Source organism: Mycobacterium sp. NS-7484 (assembly GCF_001953975.1).
Lineage (GTDB): Bacteria > Actinomycetota > Actinomycetes > Mycobacteriales > Mycobacteriaceae > Mycobacterium.
The window spans coordinates 1-19,628 of sequence record NZ_MBEJ01000022.1; the positions used below are offsets into that span (position 1 = coordinate 1).

Below are 19,628 nucleotides of genomic sequence, written 5' to 3' on the forward strand. Positions count from 1 at the left end.
CAGCTCGCCGGCAATCAGCATCGCGACGGCGCCCGCGGCTCCCGCACCCGCCCCTGCTTCACCGGCGCCGGCCAACCCATGAGCGACACCGCGTCGTCCGAGATCGACGAATCGGTAACCGAGAACGCGGCGGGACCGGCCGTCGGGCGGGCGGGCGCGGTCTGGATTCTGATTGCCGGCGTGCTGGGCCTGGCCGCTGCGCTGGCGCTGACGATCGAGAAGATCGAGCTGTTGATCGATCCGTCTTATGTGCCGTCCTGCAGCATCAATCCGGTGATCTCCTGCGGCTCGGTGATGACCACGCCACAGGCTTCGGTATTCGGTTTCCCCAACTCGCTGATCGGCGTGGTGGCCTTCTCCGTCACCCTGGTCACCGGGGTACTGGCCGTTGCGGGAGTTCGGCTACCCCGGTGGTACTGGGTGGGATTGGCTCTGGGCAGCCTGCTCGGCGCCGTCATGGTGCACTGGCTGATCTTCCAGAGCCTTTACCGGATCGGTGCCCTGTGCCCGTACTGCATGGTGGTGTGGTCGGTGACCATTCCGCTGTTCGTGGTGGCGAGTTCCATCGCCCTGCGCCCCCTGTCCACCAACGCGGCGGCCCGGGCGATCTACCAGTGGCGCTGGTCGATCGTGACGCTCTGGTTCACCTCACTTGTCCTGTTGATCCTGGTGCGTTTCTGGGAATATTGGTCAACTCTGCTGTAACACTCCAGAAATAACTCGGCGGTTAGGTCTACCCGTGATTTCCAAGTTGTTGGTCGCCAATCGTGGCGAGATCGCGATCCGTGCGTTTCGTGCTGCGTATGAGTTGGGCATTGCGACGGTGGCGGTGTATCCGTATGAGGATCGCAATTCGTTGCACCGGTTGAAGGCTGATGAGTCGTATCAGATCGGTGAGGTCGGTCATCCGGTGCGGGCTTATCTGTCGGTGGACGAGATCATCCGGGTGGCGCAGCATTCGGGGGCCGATGCGATCTATCCGGGGTACGGGTTCTTGTCGGAGAACCCGGAATTGGCCTCGGCGTGTGCCGAGGCCGGGATCACGTTCGTGGGTCCGGGGTCGCAGGTGTTGGAGCTGACCGGCAACAAGTCGCGGGCGATCGAGGCGGCGCGGGCGGCGGGGTTGCCGGTGTTGGCGTCGTCGGCGCCGTCGTCGTCGGTGGATGAATTGGTCGCGGCGGCAGCCGATATGGAGTTCCCGCTGTTCGTCAAGGCGGTCTCCGGTGGTGGTGGGCGTGGGATGCGCCGGGTCACCGATCCTGACGCGTTGGCCGAGGCGGTGGAGGCGGCCAGCCGTGAGGCGGAGTCGGCGTTCGGTGATCCGCAGGTGTATCTGGAGCAGGCGGTGATCAATCCGCGCCATATCGAGGTGCAGATCCTGGCTGATACCGCCGGCAATGTGATGCATTTGTTCGAGCGGGATTGTTCGGTGCAGCGGCGGCATCAGAAGGTGATCGAGCTGGCACCGGCACCGAATCTGGATCCTGCGTTGCGGGAACGGATTTGCGCCGATGCGGTGGCGTTCGCCCGCCAGATCGGTTATTCCTGTGCGGGCACGATCGAGTTCTTGCTCGACGAGCGTGGCCATCATGTGTTCATCGAGTGCAATCCGCGGATTCAGGTGGAGCACACGGTGACCGAGGAGATCACCGATGTGGATCTGGTGGGTTCGCAGTTACGGATCGCGGCGGGGGAGTCGCTGGCCGATCTGGGGTTGAGTCAGGACACGCTGGTGATTCGGGGCGCTGCGATGCAGTGCCGGATCACCACCGAGGATCCGGCCAACGGGTTCCGGCCGGATACGGGGCGGATCACGGCGTATCGGTCGCCCGGTGGTGCGGGGGTGCGCCTGGATGGTGGCACCAATGTCGGGGCCGAGGTGTTGGCGCATTTCGATTCGATGTTGGTCAAGCTGACGTGTCGGGGGCGGGATTTCTCCACGGCGGTGGCTCGGGCCCGGCGGGCGTTGGCGGAGTTCCGGATTCGTGGGGTGTCGACGAATATCCCGTTCTTGCAGGCGGTGATCGAGGATCCGGATTTCCGGGCCGGGCGGGTCAATACCTCGTTCATCGATGACCGTCCGCAGTTGTTGACCGCGCACACCCCGGCCGATCGCGGCACCAAGATCTTGAATTACCTGGCCGATGTCACGGTGAACAAACCCAACGGGGAGCGTCCGTCGGCGGTGTATCCGCAGGACAAGCTGCCGGAGTTGGACTTGTCGGCGGTGCCGGCGCCGGGTTCCAAGCAGCGGTTGCTGCAGCTGGGCCCGGAGGGTTTCGCGGCGTGGATGCGTGATTCCAAGGCGGTCGGGGTCACCGACACCACGTTCCGTGATGCACATCAGTCATTGTTGGCCACCCGGTTGCGCTCCACCGGGTTGTTGAAGGTGGCGCCGTATGTGGCGCGGATGATGCCGCAGTTGCTGTCCATCGAGTGTTGGGGTGGGGCGACTTACGATGTGGCGCTGCGGTTTTTGAAGGAAGATCCGTGGGAGCGGTTGGCCGCTTTGCGTGAGGCGGTTCCCAATATCTGTCTGCAGATGTTGTTGCGGGGCCGCAACACCGTGGGCTACACCCCGTATCCGGAGTTGGTGACGTCGGCGTTCGTCGATGAGGCCACCCGGACCGGGATCGATATTTTCCGGATCTTCGATGCGCTCAACAACATCGAGTCGATGCGTCCGGCCATCGATGCGGTGCGGCAGACCGGGACGGCGATCGCCGAGGTGGCGATGTCCTACACCGGGGATTTGTCTGACCCGGCCGAGAATCTGTACACGCTGGACTACTACCTGCGCCTGGCCGAGCAGATCGTCGATGCGGGTGCGCATGTGTTGGCGATCAAGGACATGGCCGGGTTGCTGCGGCCGGCCTCGGCGCACACGTTGGTCAGTGCGTTGCGTGCCCGGTTCGATCTGCCGGTGCATGTGCATACCCATGACACCCCCGGCGGGCAGTTGGCGACGTATCTGGCGGCCTGGCAGGCCGGCGCGTCGGCGGTGGACGGGGCGGCCGCGCCGCTGGCGGGCACGACCAGTCAGCCCGCACTGTCCTCGATCGTGGCCGCGGCGGCGCACACCGACTATGACACCGGGCTGGATCTGGGTGCGGTGTGTGAGCTGGAGCCGTATTGGGAGGCGCTGCGAAAGGTCTACGCGCCCTTTGAGAGTGGTTTGCCGGCACCGACGGGGCGGGTGTACACCCACGAGATCCCCGGTGGGCAGCTGTCGAATCTGCGCCAGCAGGCGATTGCGTTGGGATTCGGAGATCGGTTCGAGGAGATCGAGGCCAATTACGCGGCGGCTGATCGGGTGTTGGGTCGGTTGGTGAAGGTGACCCCTTCCTCGAAGGTGGTCGGGGATCTGGCGTTGGCGCTGTTGGGTGCGGGGGTCAGTGCCCAGGATTTCGCTGCCGACCCGGCCCGTTATGACATTCCCGACAGCGTGATCGGTTTCCTGCGCGGCGAGCTGGGCGATCCGCCAGGTGGGTGGCCAGAGCCGTTGCGCACCAAGGCTCTTGACGGCCGCGGCCCGGCCAAACCGATCCAGGACCTCTCGGTCGAGGATGAGGCGTTGTTGGCCGCGCCCGGCCCCAAGCGGCAGGCGGCGCTGAACCGGTTGCTGTTCCCCGGTCCGACCAAGGAGTTCGAGGCCCACCGTGAGGAGTACGGCGACACCTCGGGGCTCAGTGCCAACCAGTTCTTTTACGGGCTGCGCTACGGCGAGGAGCATCGTGTCGAGCTTGAGCGTGGGGTGCAGTTGCTGATCGGGTTGGAGGCCATCTCCGATGCCGACGAGCGCGGCATGCGCACCGTGATGTGCATCCTCAACGGGCAGCTGCGTCCGATCACGGTGCGTGACCGCAGCATCGCCAGTGAGGTCCCGGCCGCCGAGAAGGCCGACCGCAACAATCCCGATCATGTGGCCGCCCCGTTCGCCGGTGTGGTCACCGTCGGAGTTGCCGCCGGCGACACCGTCGAAGCCGGTGCCACGATCGCCACCATCGAGGCGATGAAGATGGAAGCCGCGATCACCGCCCCCAAGGCCGGTACCGTCGAACGTGTCGCGGTCAGTGCCACCGCACAGGTCGAGGGCGGCGACCTGCTGGTCGTGGTGGGTTCGGCGGGCAGGAGCGAAGCGACCGGGGGATCGATCTGACCCGCATCATCGCGGGGGCACACGGTGGGCGCCGCATTGCGGTGCCCCGCAAGGGAACCCGGCCGACGTCCGATCGCGTCCGCGAGGCGGTGTTCAACTCGCTCACCGCGAGGCTGGATTTCGCCGGGTTGTCAGTACTTGATCTGTACGCCGGGTCGGGAGCGCTCGGTCTGGAAGCGCTCTCGCGTGGTGCGGCTTCGGCACTTTTCGTCGAGGCCGATCAACGTGCCGCCACCGTCATCGCCGAAAACATTGCCGCCCTTGGCTTCCGCGCGGCCACGGTGCGCCGGGGCAGTGTCGAGACCGTGCTCGCCGCCGGTGGTGCGCGGCCGATGGATCTGGTGTTCGCCGACCCGCCCTATGACCTCGACGACGCTGCGGTCGACGCGATGCTCACCGCGTTGGCCGACGGCGGCTGGGTGGCTGCCGGCAGCTTTGTGCTGGTGGAACGGCGCTCGTCGAGTCGGCCGGTGAACTGGCCGCCGGGTTGGGACGCGCTGAGTAGCCGACGCTACGGTGACACCCGCGTCGAACTCGCGGAGGTAGGCTAGCGCCGGGGAATGCGGCGGCCTGTACCGTCGTGACTCATGAGTGGCGCGGTATGCCCCGGCTCCTTCGATCCGGTGACCCTCGGTCATGTCGATGTTTTCGAGCGCGCAGCGGCGCAGTTCGACGAGGTTGTGGTGGCGGTTCTGGTGAACCCCAACAAGAAGGGCATGTTCGACGTCGACGAGCGGATGGCGATGATCGCCGAATCGACCGCGCATCTGCCGAATCTTAGGGTCGAGTCCGGTCAGGGTCTGGTGGTCGACTTCGTCAAGGCGCACGGTCTGACCGCGATCGTCAAGGGTCTGCGCACCGGCACCGACTTCGAATACGAGTTGCAGATGGCGCAGATGAACAAGCACGTTGCCGGTGTCGACACCTTCTTCGTGGCTACCACGCCGCAGTATTCGTTCGTGTCGTCGTCGTTGGCCAAGGAGGTCGCCTCGCTCGGCGGTGACGTGTCGGCGTTGTTACCCGAGCCCGTCAATCGCAGGCTCCGGGAAAAGCTCGGCGGTTAGCCTTCCCACCACGGCGGGTATCTGATGTCCGAGGCGCTCAGCCCATGCGCCGTGACATCGAAATCCGATCATGCGGAGGTCCGCCGTGCCGAACACATTCGTTCAATCCACCGATGACGTCGTGAAGTTCCTCAAAGACCAGCACAACCTGATCAAGGACCTGTTCGAGGAAGTCTTTTCCGCCTCCACCACCGAGGCCCGGGAGAAGGCGTTCGTCGAACTACGCCAGTTGCTGGCGGTGCACGAGACAGCCGAGGAGATGGTCGTGCATCCGCGGGTGCGCCGCGAGCTCGCCGCCGGCGACGAGATCGTCGACAGCCTCCTGCAGGAGGAACACACGGCCAAGGAGCAGCTCGCCGCGCTGGAGAGCATGGACATCGGGTCCGACGGATTCCTCACCGAGCTCGCGAACTTCCGGGACGCCGTGATCGACCATGCCGAGCACGAGGAGCACGACGAATTCGACAAGCTGCATCGCAAACTCGACGCCGACGATCTCGAACGGATGGTCAAAGCCGTCAAGGCCGCCGAGTCGATCGCGCCCACCCGACCGCATCCAGGCGTCGAATCGGCCGGGCTGAATTTCGCTGTCGGGCCGTTCGCGTCGATGCTCGACCGGGCTCGGGATCTGATCGGTTCGGCCTTGAGGTAAGCGGCCGCCGCGCCGTGGTCCGGAGTGATCGCGCTCACGCAGGCCAACCGTCGGGGCGACACACCGATTGTGCTCCCAAGTCACAGGCGTAACACCAGGCACACTGGTCACTAACAACGAGGCCTGGAGGGTTTTGCCGTGTACCGAGTTTTTGAAGCGCTCGACGAGCTCGGCGCGATTGTCGAAGAAGCGCGTGGTGTGCCGATGACCGCCGGTTGCGTGGTGCCGCGCGGTGATGTGCTCGAGCTGATCGACGACATCAAGGACGCGATCCCCGGCGAGCTCGACGATGCCCAGGACGTGCTCGATGCCCGCGATTCGCTGTTGCGGGAAGCCAAGGAGCACTCCGAATCGGTGATGTCCAAGGTCAATGCCGACGCTGACGGCATGATCAACCACGCCCGCAGCGAGGCCGACCGGCTGCTGGCCGATGCCAAGGCGCAGGCCGACCGGATGGTTGCCGAAGCACGTGCGCACAGCGAGCGCATGGTCGGTGAAGCGCGTGAAGAGGCCGCGCGTCTCGCCGCCGTGGCGAAGCGCGAGTACGAGGCCAGCACCGGCCGGGCGAAGGCCGAAGCCGACCGGCTGATCGAGAACGGCAACCTGTCCTACGAGAAGGCGGTCCAGGAGGGCATCAAGGAGCAACAGCGTCTGGTGTCGCAGACCGAGATCGTGTCCACCGCGACGGCCGAGGCTACCCGCCTGATCGACTCCGCACACGCCGAGGCCGACCGCTTGCGCGGGGAGTGCGACATCTACGTCGACAGCAAACTGGCCGAGTTCGAGGACTTCCTCAACGGCACGCTGCGCTCGGTCGGTCGTGGCCGTCACCAGCTACGCACCACCGCCGGTACGCACGACTACGCCACCCGCTGACCGCTTTCCCGGTTTGTCGACGCGCACTGCGTCATGGTGCGTACTGACGCCGCCGTAGGATTGATTCATGGCGACGGGTGCGAAATCGGGTGGACAGGGGGCAACTGGACGGCACGGTGACCCCCGATCGCCTTTGGTGATCGACGTCGCGCGACTGGGCCGGCGGCCGGGTTCGTTCCTGACCCACCGCGACACGGTGCCCAGCCCCGTACGGATCGGGGTCGAACTGGTGGCCATTCCCGAGGGTGCTCCGCTGGATCTGGACCTGCAGTTGCAGTCGGTGTCCGAGGGCGTCCTGGTCACCGGCACGGTGTCGGCGCCCACCGTCGGAGAATGCGCGCGGTGCCTTACCGAACTCACCGGTGACGTCGAAATCGATCTCACCGAGCTGTACGCCTACCCGGACAGCGCCACCGACGAGACCACCGAGTCCGACGAGGTGAGCCGGGTCGGGTCGGCCGGTCAGGCCGACACGGTCGACCTGGAGCAACCGATCATCGATGCGGTCGGGCTGGCGTTGCCGTTTTCCCCGCTGTGCCGTGCGGACTGCCCCGGACTGTGCCCGGACTGCGGGGTCGCATTGGCCACCGCCGAGCCGGGCCACCACCACGACAAGATCGACCCCCGCTGGGCGAAGCTGGCCGCGATGCTGCCCGACGACGAGCGCCCCGGGGACCAGAAGTGAGCGATTCGCACGCGGCACTGCTGGAGTCTCTTGGCGTCGAACTTCCCTCCGAACTACTCACCATCGCGCTGACCCACCGCAGCTTTTCGTACGAAAACGGTGGCTTACCGACCAACGAGCGGTTGGAGTTCCTCGGCGACGCGGTCTTGGGATTGACGATCACCGAGGAGCTCTACCACCGCCACCCCGAACGTTCCGAAGGCGATCTGGCCAAACTGCGGGCCAGCATCGTCAACACCCAGGCGCTGGCCGACGTCGGCCGTGGTCTGACCGAGAGCGGCCTGGGCAGCCACCTGTTGCTGGGTAAGGGAGAAGAGAACTCCGGGGGCGCCGACAAGTCCAGCATTCTCGCCGACGGCGTCGAATCCCTGCTCGGGGCAATCTATTTGGAGCACGGACTGACCACCGCTCGGGAGGTGATCCTGCGGCTGTTCGGTCAGTTGCTCGACACCGCCCCGACGCTGGGCGCGGGCCTGGACTGGAAGAGCAGCCTGCAGGAGCTGACCGCTTCACGAGGCCTCGGTGCGCCCAGTTATGTGGTGACCTCCACCGGACCTGACCATGACAAGGAATTCTCAGCGGTCGTGGTGGTGGCCGACGTCGAATACGGCAGGGGTGTGGGGCGCAACAAGAAAGAGGCCGAACTCAAGGCGGCCGCCGCGGCCTGGAACGCGCTGGACAAAGCCCTCGACAATGCGTGACGACCGATGCCAGAACTACCCGAGGTAGAGGTCGTCCGCCGCGGTTTGGCCGAACATGTTGCGGGCAAATCCATTTCGGCGGTGCGCGTGCATCATCCCCGTGCCGTGCGCCGTCACGAGGCCGGCCCGGCCGACCTCACCGCCCGACTGTTGGGGGCGCGCATCACCGGAACCGGGCGCCGCGGCAAGTACCTGTGGTTGAACCTGGCCGAGGAGGACAGCGAGGACGCCACCGAGGCGTTGGTGGTGCACCTGGGGATGAGCGGGCAGATGCTGCTGGGCCCGATTCGTGACGACCGGCATCTGCGGATCGCCGCGCTGCTCGACGACGGCACCGCGCTGAGCTTCGTCGATCAGCGGACGTTCGGCGGTTGGCAGCTGGCCGATCTGGTGACGGTGGACGGCACCACCCTGCCGCAGCCGGTCGCGCATGTGGCACGTGACCCGCTGGACCCACTGTTCGATCGCGACAAGGTGGTAACGGTGTTGCGGCGCAAGCATTCCGAGATCAAGCGTCAGCTGCTCGATCAGACCGTGGTCTCCGGAATCGGGAACATCTACGCCGACGAGGCGCTGTGGCGCACCAAGGTCAACGGTGCCAGAACGGCTGCCTTGCTGCCGCGCCGCAGGCTGGCCGAGATACTCGACGCTGCCGCGGCGGTGATGACCGATGCGCTCAGCCAGGGCGGTACGTCATTCGACTCTCTGTATGTCAACGTCAACGGCGAATCGGGGTACTTCGAGCGGTCCCTGGACGCCTATGGCCGCGAAGGCGAGCCGTGCCGCCGGTGCGGCGCGGTGATGCGCCGTGACAAGTTCATGAACCGGTCATCGTTCTACTGCCCGAAATGTCAGCCCCGGCCCCGGGGCTGACACCCTCCCGGTTTGATCAGGGCATGCTGGGCATGCCCGGCATGTCGGACATGCAGAGCGTCCAGGAGCCGCCCTCTTTACGCAGGTACAACTTGCCCGGTCCGGCGCTGCTCGAGATGTCGACGACGGCCTTGTTGCCGTTGACCGTGATCTTGGTGATCTCGGCCGACCCGGTGGGATCGGTGCTGTGCGGGATGTCGATCGCGTCCAGCCCACCGAGCTTCTCGAACAGGTCCTGATCGGCCTGGCAGAAATACGGCAGCGCGTCCTTGAGGTCGCTGGTGCTCGTCATCACCTCGTCGAGGAAGTCCCGTACCTCTTTCTCGGCGTCGCTCTCGCCCGAACTCGACGAGCCGCCGGACTGTGAGGAACCGCCCGCCGTGGTGCGGCTTCCGGTTGAATCCGAATCACCGCTCATGGCGAAGATGATGATGCCGCCGACGAGGATCAACGCGACCAGCACCGCGCCGCCGATAAGCAGCCATTTGTTGTTGCCACCGCTCGGCGGATGGGGGGTGGGGTAGCCGTACGGCTGCTGCGGCGCGCCGTAGGGCTGCTGAGGTGCCCCATAGGGTGAGCCGTAGGGCTGCTGCGGTTGTTGGGGCGCGCCGTACGGGGAGCCGTAGGGCTGCTGGGGCTGTTGCGGTGCGCCGTACGGGGAGCCGTAGGGCTGCTGCGGTTGCTGAGGACCTCCGTAGGAGGCTCCATAGGGTTGCTCGGGACCCCCGGCCGGGTTCGGATAGCCCTGCGGCTGGTACGGCTGCTGCCACGGGCCTGGAGGACCCGACGGCGGGGTGGGCTGATTGCTCGGTGGATAGGTCACGGTGCTCCTCAGCGAAGTCGGTGTGTCGAGTCTATCGTCGCGGCCCGGCTGGGCGGCGGGCCGAACCCGTGGTATGGACCATCGCCGCTGGAATACGCGGGTATCGCGACGTGTAGAAATACTCCGTGACCGAACTTTGGGTTGACCGTACCGGTGTGCGCCGCTATGTCGGGCGCAGCTCCCGCGGCGCAGAGGTACTCGTCGGCAGTGAGGACGTCGAGGGGGTGTTCACCCCGGGCGAGTTGCTGAAGATCGCGCTCGCTGCGTGCAGCGGAATGGCCAGTGATCAGCCGCTGCGCCGCCGCCTCGGTGATGACTACCCGGCCACGATCCGGGTCTCCGGACCGGCCGACCGCGAGCAGGAGCGGTACCCGCTGCTCGAGGAGAAACTCGAGATCGACGTGTCGGATCTGTCCGAGTCCGAGGTGGCCCGGCTGCTGACCGTGGTCGAGCGGGCCGTCGACCAGGTCTGCACGGTCGGCCGCACCCTCAAGTCGGGCACCGAGGTCAGGTTCGAGGTCGAAACGCGATGACCGGGCCGGAACTCCCCGCTGACCGCGAGGCCGAGGTGCGGTTGAGCGCCTGGGTGCACGGTCATGTGCAGGGCGTGGGGTTCCGGTGGTGGACCCGGTCGCGGGCGTTGGAGCTCGGCCTGACCGGGTTTGCCTCGAATCGGCCCGACGGCCGCGTGCATGTCGTGGCCCAGGGGCCTCGGGACAAGTGTCAGCAGTTGCTTGAGCTGCTGGGAAGCGGTCAAACCCCGGGGTCGGTGGACAACGTCGTCGCAGATTGGACGGAAGCCGACGCCCCGATGGCGGGGTTTCGCGAACGGTAGCCGACTCGGCGGTAGGGTAAAACGCCGTGCACCTCAAGAGTCTGACGTTGAAGGGCTTCAAGTCCTTCGCCTCGCCGACGACTCTGCGTTTCGAACCCGGCATCACCTGTGTCGTCGGTCCGAACGGGTCGGGCAAGTCGAACGTGGTCGACGCCCTGACCTGGGTGATGGGCGAGCAGGGCGCCAAGACTCTGCGCGGCGGCAAGATGGAAGACGTCATCTTCGCCGGCACGTCGTCGCGGGCGCCGCTGGGCCGCGCCGAGGTGACGCTCACCATTGACAACTCCGACAACGCGTTGCCGATCGAGTACTCCGAGGTATCGATCACCCGTCGCGTATTCCGGGACGGCGCAGGCGAATACGAGATCAACGGCAGCAGCTGCCGACTGATGGACGTCCAGGAACTGCTCAGTGACTCCGGCATCGGGCGTGAAATGCACGTCATCGTCGGCCAGGGCAAGCTCGCCGAGATCCTGGAGTCGCGTCCCGAGGACCGTCGCGCCTTCATCGAGGAGGCTGCCGGCGTCCTCAAACACCGCAAGCGCAAGGAAAAGGCGGTCCGCAAGCTCGACTCGATGGCGGCGAACCTGGCCCGCCTGACCGACCTGACCACCGAGCTGCGTCGCCAGCTCAAGCCGCTGGGCCGCCAGGCCGAGATGGCGCGGCGTGCCGCGACCATCCAGGCCGATCTGCGAGATGCCCGCCTCCGGCTGGCCGCCGACGACCTGGTCAGACGCCAGGTCGAGTTCCACAACACCAACCAGGCCGAGACCACGTTGCGCCGCGAGCACGACGAGGCGACGACCAGGCTGGAGACCGCGACTGTCGAATTGCAGGCGCACGAGGCCGCGGTGGCCGAACTGACCCGCCGGGCCGAGGCCGCCCAGCAGACCTGGTTTCGGGCGTCGGCACTGGCCGAGCGGGTCAGTGCCACCATCCGCATCGCGACCGACCGGGCGAAGCTGTTCGATGCCGAGCCGGAGATCTCCAACGGACGCGATCCCGAGGCCTTGGAAGCCGAGGCCGAGGAAGTCGCCGAACTCGAGATGGAGCTGCTCGGCGAGCTGGAAGAGTCGCGCATCGTTCTGGAGAGCGCGCGCGCCGAACTGGCCGAGCGCGAACAGCTGGCGGCCGAGGCCGAGCGTGCACATTTGGCGGCGGCCCGCGCCGAGGCCGACCGCCGCGAAGGTCTGGCCCGGCTGGCGGGTCAGGTCGACACGATGCGCACCCGGGTCGAGTCGATCGACGAGGGTGTCATGCGGTTGTCGGTCAGCATCGAGGAAGCTGCGGCCAAAGCCCAACAGGCCCAAGCGGAATTCGAGACCGTCCAGAGCCGGGTCGGCGAACTCGATGCCGGTGAAGTCGGTTTGGACGAACAGCATGACCGCTCGGTGGCCGCGTTGAAGCTCGCCGATGAGCGGGTGGCGGAACTGCAGGCGGCCGAGCGCGCGGCGGAACGACAGGTGGCCTCGCTGCACGCCCGTATCGAGGCACTGTCCGTCAGCCTGGATCGGCGCGACGGCGCCGCCTGGTTACAGAAGAACCACAGTGGCGCAGGCCTTTTCGGCACCATCGGGGACTACCTGAAGGTCCAACCGGGTCACGAGGTGGCGGTGGCAACGGTTCTCGGGGCGGCCGCAGATGCGTTGGCGGCCGAGGACTTCGGGGTGGCTGCCGCCGCGGTGGCCGCGCTGAAGGAATCCGACGGCGGCCGGGCGGCCCTGTTGCTGGGGGACTGGAAGACCAACGGGGCCGCACCGTCAGGTGTGCTTCCCGACGGCGCGCTCTGGGCCAACGACGTGGTCACCGTTCCCGATCGGCTCCGCGGCGCGATCACCGCGATGCTTGCCGGGGTGGCCGTGGTGACAGATCTGCGCGCCGGCGTGCAACTGGTGTCGGAGCGACCCGACCTGCGCGCGGTGACCGCCGACGGCGATCTCATCGGTGCCGGTTGGATCAGCGGTGGCTCCGACCGGAAGCCGTCGACACTGGAGATCAGCTCGGAGATCGACAAGGCCCGCCGCGAACTGGATACCGCCGAGCGTCAGACCGGCGAGCTGGCCGCCGCGCTCTCGGGCGCGTTGGCAGAACAGGCTGCCCGGCAGGAGGCCGCCGAAGAGGCGATGGCCGCGCTCAACGAGTCGGACGCGGCGATCTCGGCGATCTATGAGCAACTGGGGCGGCTGGGGCAGGAATCCCGAGTCGCCGGCGACGAATGGCAGCGGTTGATCCGCCAGCGTGACGAGCTTGAGGCCGGACGCACCAAGACCGTCGAGGAACTCACCGAACTCGAGTCGCGGCTGCACAATGCCGAACAGCTCCCGACGTTCGAAGCCGAGCCGGTGGATCGGCAGGCGTCGATGGCCGCCGCGGAGGCGGCCCGTTCGGTCGAGGTGGAGGCCCGCCTGGCGGTGCGTACCGCTGAGGAGCGGGCCAATGCGGTTCGCGGACGCGCGGATTCGCTCCGCCGCGCCGCCGCGGCCGAGCGTGAGGCCCGGGTACGCGCCCAACGCGCCCGCGAAGCCCGTGAACATGCGGCGCGGGTGGCCGCTGCCGTGTCCGAGTCAGGTCGTGTCGTGGCGCAACGGCTCAGCGCCGTGGTGGCGGTGGCCTCACAGATGCGTGACGAGTTGGCCACCGAGCGCCAATTGCGGGGGACCGCGTTGTCTCAGGCACGCGACGAAGTCTCCGAGCTCAACGCGCGGATCACCGCACTGACCGATGCGCTGCACCGCGACGAGATGGCCAAAGCGCAAGCGGCGCTTCGGATCGAACAACTCGAAGCGCAGGTGCTGGAGCAGTTCGGCATGCCCGCCGCCGACCTCATCGCCGAATACGGGCCGCAGGTGGCGCTGCCACCCAGTGAGTTGGAGATGGCCGAATACGAGCAGGCCCGTGAGCGGGGCGAGCAGGTGACCGCGCCGGCACCGATGCCGTTCGACCGGCCGACGCAGGAGCGTCGGGCCAAGAAGGCCGAACGCGAGCTCTCGGAATTGGGCCGGGTGAATCCGCTTGCGCTGGAGGAGTTCGCGGCGCTGGAAGAACGCTACAACTTCCTCTCGACGCAACTGGAGGACGTGAAGGCGGCCCGTAGCGATCTGCTCGACGTCATCGCCGACGTGGACGCCCGCATCCTGCAGGTGTTCACCGAGGCGTACGTCGACGTCGAGCGCGAGTTCGAGCAGGTGTTCTCCACGCTGTTCCCGGGTGGGGAGGGCCGGTTGTTGCTCACCAACCCGGCGGACATGCTGACCACCGGCATCGAGGTCGAGGCGCGACCGCCGGGCAAGAAGATCAAGCGCCTGTCGCTGTTGTCCGGCGGCGAGAAGTCGTTGACCGCGGTGGCGATGTTGGTGGCGATCTTCCGGGCCCGGCCGTCCCCGTTCTATGTCATGGACGAGGTGGAGGCCGCACTCGACGATGTCAACCTGCGGCGGCTGATCAGCCTGTTCGAGCAGCTGCGGGAAAAGTCGCAGCTGATTGTGATCACCCATCAGAAGCCGACGATGGAGGTCGCCGACGCGCTCTACGGCGTGACCATGCGCGGTGACGGTATCACCACCGTGATCTCCCAGCGGATGCGCGGACAGGAACTGGCGGTCAACTCGAGCTGACGCCGGCCGATGCCCGGTCACGTGACCCGTCGGACTTCCCGACGCGATGCGGATGACGCGGTTTGCTTTGTGGTTCTGGGTCTTTCGTGTCTTCGGCGCTCGTCCCGGCTGCGTCCTTGTCATGGTCGACGCGGTGGACTCGACGGTCGGGACGATCGGGGCGTGCCTGGGGCGAGGTGGCCTCGGCCTCGGCGATATCGGACGTCTTCTTGTGGATGAGGGACTGCCGCAGAGGCTTTCGGGTGCGTTCCGATGTCGCCTTCGTATCCGAGCCGCTCGGCTCAGACTCCTGCTCTGGCACCGGTCCGGTTTGCGGCGCGCGACCGGCGTCGGTGGCGGGGTCGGCGTCGGCGTCGGTCTCGGTGTCCTCGGGAGCGAAGCGGTGGCCGTCGGTCGTCGACCGAAGCCCTGACAGGTGCGGGCCGACCCGGCGTGGCAGCGTGTCAGGGTCCGTCACGCCGCCGGTTGCGGTCGTACGGGGAGCTGACTTACCCAGCGGCGCCGGGCTTTCCGGACCGACGCCGTCGCGGTCGACATCGATACCGAGATCGGCGAGCGCGTCGCGGATGCCGTCGTTGGCTGCGGCGGTCAGATCCGACGCCAGTTTGTCCCAGTCGATGTCGGGGAACAGCCCGGCTCGGGTCGGTACGCCCATGTGCTCGGGTGTGCGGTCATAGGCGAGGTCGATCAGAACGCGCAGGGTCGGCTCGATCAGGTCCAGTGCCGGGTCGAGAATCCGGATGTCGCGCAAGGGCTGCAGTAGCGGCAGATGTTCGGTGTGCACCAGGTAGTAGGTGGTGTTGCCGGAGGTGTAGGACTGGTAGGTGCTGGGATCGTCGAGGTGCACTACCGATGAGCCGTAATTGGGGTGCAGGTAGACATACCCCATCAGGGCGTTGAGATCGGCCAGCAGATTGAGCGGGTACTTCGGAAAGTCGGCGATCAGATCGTATTCACGGGCCACGTCGATCGTCGCGTACTCGTCATCGGGTGTGGCGCCGTCGAAGCTGATGCCCAGAATCGGGATATAGAGCCCCTCGAAGCGGGCCAGGATTCCGCCGTTGGGCCGGTTGGGATTGGCGATCAACACGAATGACAGTTCGTCGGCGGCCGGGACGGTGGCGCCTTGCGCCCGCAGTTCGGCGAGGTTCCGCTTCTCCCGGGTGGCAATGTTGGCACTCTGCGAGTAGCCGACGACGATCTTCTCGCCCGATGTCGCCAGAACCGCGTTGTTGAGGCTGAGCACGCCGCGCGCGACGGAGGTGTCGAAGGTGGCATCAGTCAGGCCGGTGGCCGGCCAGAACTGCTCAGGTGTGGAAACCCAGGCCAAATCGTCCTCATCCAGATGGCGGTCCGACAGATAGGTGTTGTTCACCTGATCCACGTAGCTTCCGGCGCCCCACTGATGTGGAGCACCCAACGCCTTCATCCCGGTTCCACCCATGATGAGCGCGGTGGCGGTCAACTGGACCAGCGTGGTCATGCTCGCGATCACCGCGAGCCCGACCGTGCCGATCAGCGCGACGATCGCCAGCGACACCCCTCGAAGCACACGCGTGGGCATCTTTGTTCTCCCGTTCGCAAATATTCCGAGGGAAAGACCGCGCACCGGCTACGGCTGTGGTCATTCCCGATCCAGGTGCATCGTGAACCACATGGTGCGCGGTTTTCAGCAAATCCGAAAAGAAACTGAAACCGATCTTGAAACCGTAATGAAATGCATTTCTTGTAGGTCATGACGCAAACACAGCTAAGCGGCTGGGCACGCCGACGGCGGGCGTGAACGTGTGGGTGCAAAACGGATACTGACCGAAACGTACTCTCTGGTACGTATACGTACCGGCATTTTTGGCAAATTGGGCGTGACGATCTGGCCGCGAGGCGCGGAGCGCAGTAGGTTCTGTTCGCCCACGGCCGCCAAACGGGGCCGGTCGGCGCCGGTCATTCGCCCTGAGACAATGGCGAGGTGACAGATGGTGCGTTGTTGGGTCTCTGGATCGCCATTGCGGTCGTCGCTGTTCTCGTCGTCATCGCGCTGACCGTCGGATTGGTGCGGTACCGCCGGCGACGGATCAGCCTGTCGAAAGAGGACGCGGCGAAACCGATCGACCGCTCCGGGGGATACACGGCCTCGTCCGGGATCACCTTCAGCCAATCGGCCGCGCCGACCGCTGAACGGATCGATACCAGCGGGTTGCCGGCCGTCGGTGACGACGCCACGATTCCGCGGGACGCGCCCCGGCGCACGATCTCCGACGTACAACTGCCCGAGCCGCCGGTCGAGACCGCTCTATCCCAGGCGCCTGCTGCTCCCCAGGAGCCCGCCGCACCCGAAGCGCCGGAAGCGCCGGCCGTACCGCAAGCACCCGAAAAGCCCGAAGCGGAAGCCGAGGCACCGGAAGAACCCGCCGCACCCTCGACCGAGGTGACCGATGTCGTCGCCGCCGAGGTCGAGGCCATCGCCCCGGCCGAAGGCCGAATGGACCGGCTGCGCGGGCGCCTCGCCAAGTCGCAGAATGCCTTGGGCCGCAGCATGCTCGGGCTGCTCGGCGGCGGCGACCTCGACGAGGATTCATGGGAAGAGGTCGAGGACACCCTGTTGATCGCCGACCTGGGGCCTGTGGTCACCGAATCCGTGGTGGCGGCATTGCGCGAGCGGATGGCCAGCAAGGGTGTCCGCAGTGAGGCCGAAGCCCGTGCAGTGTTGCGCGAAGTGCTGATGTCGGAGTTGCGCCCCGAGCTCGACCGCTCGATCAAGGCGCTTCCGCATGCCGACAAGCCGTCGGTGCTGCTGGTCGTGGGTGTCAACGGCACCGGCAAGACCACCACCGTCGGCAAGCTGGCCCGGGTGCTGGTTGCCGACGGCAGACGTGTCGTGCTGGGCGCGGCGGACACCTTCCGCGCTGCGGCTGCCGACCAGTTGCAGACGTGGGCTGCGCGCGTCGGCGCCGAGGTGGTACGAGGCGCCGAAGGTGCCGATCCGGCCTCGGTGGCGTTCGACGCCGTCGACGAGGGCATCAAGGCCGGCGCCGACGTGGTCGTCGTCGACACTGCTGGTCGCCTGCACACGAAGACCGGCCTGATGGATGAGCTGGGCAAGGTCAAGCGGGTGGTGGAGAAGCGTGCCGCCGTCGATGAGGTGCTGCTGGTGCTGGATGCCACGATCGGCCAGAACAGCCTGCCCCAGGCCAAGGTGTTCGCCGAAGTCGTCGACATCACCGGGGTGGTGTTGACCAAACTCGACGGCACTGCCAAAGGCGGCATCGTGTTCCGGGTTCAGCAGGAACTCGGGGTGCCGGTCAAGCTCGTGGGGCTCGGAGAAGGCCAGGACGATCTGGCGCCCTTCGAGCCGGCGGCCTTCGTCGACGCCCTGCTGGGCTGAGCGGGTCTCTGAGTTCCCGGCGCGCCGGTACGCGGCGTGAGTTTCGGGAAACATGAAGGTAACGGGGATCCGGATTGCGTTCACTTCGACGAAACGCATCCGCATCACCGATGAAACGGCACACAACGAATCTCATCGGGAGCCGATCTTTCGGCGCACTTCCCAAGGAGGTTCACACAAAGTGGTCTTAGCCCTACCTGACGAATCGTTCGCCGCATTCGACAGCGGCGATACGGCCTGGGTGCTCGCAAGTGCCGCGCTGGTGTTGCTGATGACGCCGGCCCTGGCGTTCTTCTACGGCGGCCTCTCCCGGCAGAAGTCCGTGCTCAACATGATGATGATGTCCTTCGGGGCCCTGGGCGTCGTCAGCGTCATCTATGTCCTGTGGGGCTACTCGATGTCGTTCGCGTCCGCACACACCGGTGGGTCGGACGTCGGCGGAGTCTTCGACAACCCGTTCTCGCTGTTCGGTCTGACCCAGCTGCTTGAGACGCGTGAGATCGGTGGCCAGGAACTCCACGTCATCGGCGGGTTCGGCTCCGTCCCGGCGATCGTGTGGGTGGCGTTCCAGCTCACCTTCGCGGTGATCACGGTCGCACTGATCAGCGGTGCACTGGCCGAGCGGGTCAAGTTCGGCACCTGGCTGGCGTTCGCGGGTATCTGGGTCACCCTGGTGTACTTCCCTCTGGCGCATATGGTTTGGGGCGGCGGTCTGCTGTCGAACAACGAGCGGGGCTTTGCCTCCTGGCTGTTCGGGACCACCGTGGGTGATGACGGCACGGCCACCGCAACGGTGGCGCCCATCGACTTTGCCGGCGGCACCGTGGTGCACATCAACGCGGGTATGGCCGCCTTGGTGCTGGCGATCCTGGTGGGCCGGCGCCGCGGCTTCGGCAAGATGGCCTTCCGGCCGCACAACATCCCGTGGGTGATGCTGGGCGCCGCGCTGCTGTGGTTCGGCTGGTTCGGGTTCAACATCGGTTCCGAAGGCGCCGCCGATGCCACCGCCGGCCTGGTCTGGATCAACACCACGGCGGCCACCGCCGCGGCGATGCTGGGCTGGCTGGTGGTCGAACGCATCCGCGACGGACATCCGACCAGTGTCGGTGCGGCCTCGGGCATCGTTGCCGGTCTGGTTGCCATCACGCCGGCCTGCGGTGCGCTCAGCCCGATCGGATCACTGATCCTCGGCGCCATCGCCGGTGCCTTGTCCGCCCTGGCCATCGGTCTGAAATACAAGCTCGGCTACGACGATTCACTCGACGTCGTCGGCGTCCACCTCGTCGCCGGTCTGTGGGGCACCATCGGAATCGGCTTCTTCGCCACCGAAACCGGCCTGTTCTACGGCGGCGGGGTCAGGCAATTGGTGGTCCAGATCGTGATTGCCGTCGTGGCAACCGTATTCACCGCGGTCATGACTGCCATCATTGCGTTGGCCCTCAAACCGCTGGGCTGGCGTGTCACGGAAGAAGATGAGGCCACCGGTATCGATGAGACCGAGCATGCAGAAACGGCTTACGAGCTCGCCTGATCGGGAACAATTGGCCACCGAAGGGATGGAATTTATGAAGCTGATCACTGCGATCGTCAAGCCGTTCACGCTGGAAGATGTCAAGACCGGCCTGGAGCAGACGGGCATTCTCGGAATGACCGTCAGCGAGGTACAGGGTTACGGCCGGCAGAAGGGGCACACCGAGGTCTACCGGGGCGCCGAATACTCGGTCGATTTCGTACCGAAGGTCCGGGTCGAGGTCGTCGTCGAAGACTCCGCGGTCGACAAGGTGGTCGACGTCATCGTGCAAGCCGCCCGTACCGGCAAGATCGGCGACGGGAAAGTCTGGGTCAGCCCGGTTGACACCGTGGTCCGGGTCCGGACCGGGGAACGCGGCGCCGACGCACTGTAGCCGCAGTCGGTCGAACAGCTGGTCGACCGAGTCTCCCGGCCGAACCGTGTGAGCGTTGGT

The 19,628-nt window shown here is 66.3% G+C and carries 17 protein-coding genes; 15 read left to right on the forward strand and 2 right to left on the reverse strand.

Annotation, left to right across the window (positions count from 1 at the left end):
* Nucleotides 1–78 precede the first annotated feature (78 nt).
* The 9 genes from A5733_RS04565 to mutM all read left to right on the forward strand — a co-directional run bounded on the left by A5733_RS04565 (nt 79) and on the right by mutM (nt 9,010).
* Entirely contained in the window at nt 79–705 is a 627-nt protein-coding gene (locus tag A5733_RS04565; protein WP_076239370.1) for a vitamin K epoxide reductase family protein, read from the forward strand.
* 34 nt (nt 706–739) lie between these two features.
* Nucleotides 740–4,159, forward strand: a complete 3,420-nt coding sequence (locus A5733_RS04570; protein ID WP_076239258.1) for a pyruvate carboxylase — start codon at nt 740–742, stop codon at nt 4,157–4,159.
* The gene (rsmD, locus tag A5733_RS04575; protein WP_076239259.1) at nt 4,156–4,710 is read left to right on the forward strand and encodes a 16S rRNA (guanine(966)-N(2))-methyltransferase RsmD; all 555 of its coding nucleotides are present in this window, start codon (nt 4,156–4,158) and stop codon (nt 4,708–4,710) included. The genes A5733_RS04570 and rsmD overlap by 4 nt, the downstream gene beginning before the upstream one ends.
* A 36-nt stretch (nt 4,711–4,746) precedes the next feature.
* Nucleotides 4,747–5,223 (forward strand): pantetheine-phosphate adenylyltransferase, encoded by a 477-nt coding sequence (gene coaD / locus A5733_RS04580; protein ID WP_076239260.1) that lies wholly within the window; start codon nt 4,747–4,749, stop codon nt 5,221–5,223.
* Nucleotides 5,224–5,308: 85 nt separating this feature from the next.
* Nucleotides 5,309–5,875, forward strand: coding sequence for a hemerythrin domain-containing protein (locus A5733_RS04585; RefSeq protein WP_076239261.1), 567 nt, complete (start codon nt 5,309–5,311; stop codon nt 5,873–5,875).
* Nucleotides 5,876–6,013: 138 nt separating this feature from the next.
* Nucleotides 6,014–6,751 (forward strand): cell division protein SepIVA, encoded by a 738-nt coding sequence (gene sepIVA / locus A5733_RS04590; RefSeq protein WP_067775052.1) that lies wholly within the window; start codon nt 6,014–6,016, stop codon nt 6,749–6,751.
* 67 nt (nt 6,752–6,818) lie between these two features.
* Nucleotides 6,819–7,436: a DUF177 domain-containing protein gene (locus A5733_RS04595; protein WP_076239262.1), complete on the forward strand. Its 618-nt coding sequence runs from the start codon at nt 6,819–6,821 to the stop codon at nt 7,434–7,436.
* Complete coding sequence (rnc, locus tag A5733_RS04600) at nt 7,433–8,137, forward strand: ribonuclease III (protein WP_076239263.1); 705 nt, start codon at nt 7,433–7,435, stop codon at nt 8,135–8,137. The genes A5733_RS04595 and rnc overlap by 4 nt, the downstream gene beginning before the upstream one ends.
* Before the next feature lie 6 nt (nt 8,138–8,143).
* The gene (mutM, locus tag A5733_RS04605) at nt 8,144–9,010 is read left to right on the forward strand and encodes a bifunctional DNA-formamidopyrimidine glycosylase/DNA-(apurinic or apyrimidinic site) lyase (RefSeq protein WP_076239264.1); all 867 of its coding nucleotides are present in this window, start codon (nt 8,144–8,146) and stop codon (nt 9,008–9,010) included.
* 16 nt (nt 9,011–9,026) lie between these two features.
* Here the strand turns inward: mutM and A5733_RS04610 are convergent, their stop codons facing one another.
* The gene (locus tag A5733_RS04610) at nt 9,027–9,833 is read right to left on the reverse strand and encodes a hypothetical protein (RefSeq protein ID WP_076239265.1); all 807 of its coding nucleotides are present in this window, start codon (nt 9,831–9,833) and stop codon (nt 9,027–9,029) included.
* Between the two features lie 125 nt (nt 9,834–9,958).
* Between A5733_RS04610 and A5733_RS04615 the strand changes: the two genes are divergently transcribed.
* The 3 genes from A5733_RS04615 to smc are packed head-to-tail and all read left to right on the forward strand — an operon-like array spanning nt 9,959 to nt 14,282.
* On the forward strand, nt 9,959–10,366 hold the full coding sequence (locus A5733_RS04615) for an OsmC family protein (RefSeq protein ID WP_067775036.1): 408 nt from the start codon (nt 9,959–9,961) through the stop codon (nt 10,364–10,366).
* The gene (locus A5733_RS04620; RefSeq protein ID WP_067775033.1) at nt 10,363–10,668 is read left to right on the forward strand and encodes an acylphosphatase; all 306 of its coding nucleotides are present in this window, start codon (nt 10,363–10,365) and stop codon (nt 10,666–10,668) included. Before A5733_RS04615 ends, A5733_RS04620 begins: the two co-directional genes overlap by 4 nt.
* A 26-nt stretch (nt 10,669–10,694) precedes the next feature.
* Entirely contained in the window at nt 10,695–14,282 is a 3,588-nt protein-coding gene (gene smc, locus A5733_RS04625; RefSeq protein WP_076239266.1) for a chromosome segregation protein SMC, read from the forward strand.
* On the opposite strand, the gene A5733_RS04630 is transcribed toward smc, so the two are convergent.
* The gene (locus tag A5733_RS04630) at nt 14,269–15,846 is read right to left on the reverse strand and encodes a PE-PPE domain-containing protein (RefSeq protein ID WP_083666002.1); all 1,578 of its coding nucleotides are present in this window, start codon (nt 15,844–15,846) and stop codon (nt 14,269–14,271) included. The two genes, smc and A5733_RS04630, sit on opposite strands and share 14 nt — an antisense overlap.
* A gap of 417 nt (nt 15,847–16,263) precedes the next feature.
* Here A5733_RS04630 and ftsY point away from each other — a divergent pair, with 417 nt between their 5' ends.
* The 3 genes from ftsY (at nt 16,264) to A5733_RS04645 (ending at nt 19,568) form a co-directional block, all read left to right on the forward strand.
* Nucleotides 16,264–17,664: a signal recognition particle-docking protein FtsY gene (gene ftsY, locus A5733_RS04635; RefSeq protein WP_142253814.1), complete on the forward strand. Its 1,401-nt coding sequence runs from the start codon at nt 16,264–16,266 to the stop codon at nt 17,662–17,664.
* Nucleotides 17,665–17,845: 181 nt separating this feature from the next.
* Complete coding sequence (locus tag A5733_RS04640) at nt 17,846–19,195, forward strand: ammonium transporter (RefSeq protein ID WP_076239269.1); 1,350 nt, start codon at nt 17,846–17,848, stop codon at nt 19,193–19,195.
* 34 nt (nt 19,196–19,229) lie between these two features.
* Nucleotides 19,230–19,568 (forward strand): P-II family nitrogen regulator, encoded by a 339-nt coding sequence (locus A5733_RS04645; RefSeq protein ID WP_018600748.1) that lies wholly within the window; start codon nt 19,230–19,232, stop codon nt 19,566–19,568.
* Nucleotides 19,569–19,628 lie beyond the last annotated feature (60 nt).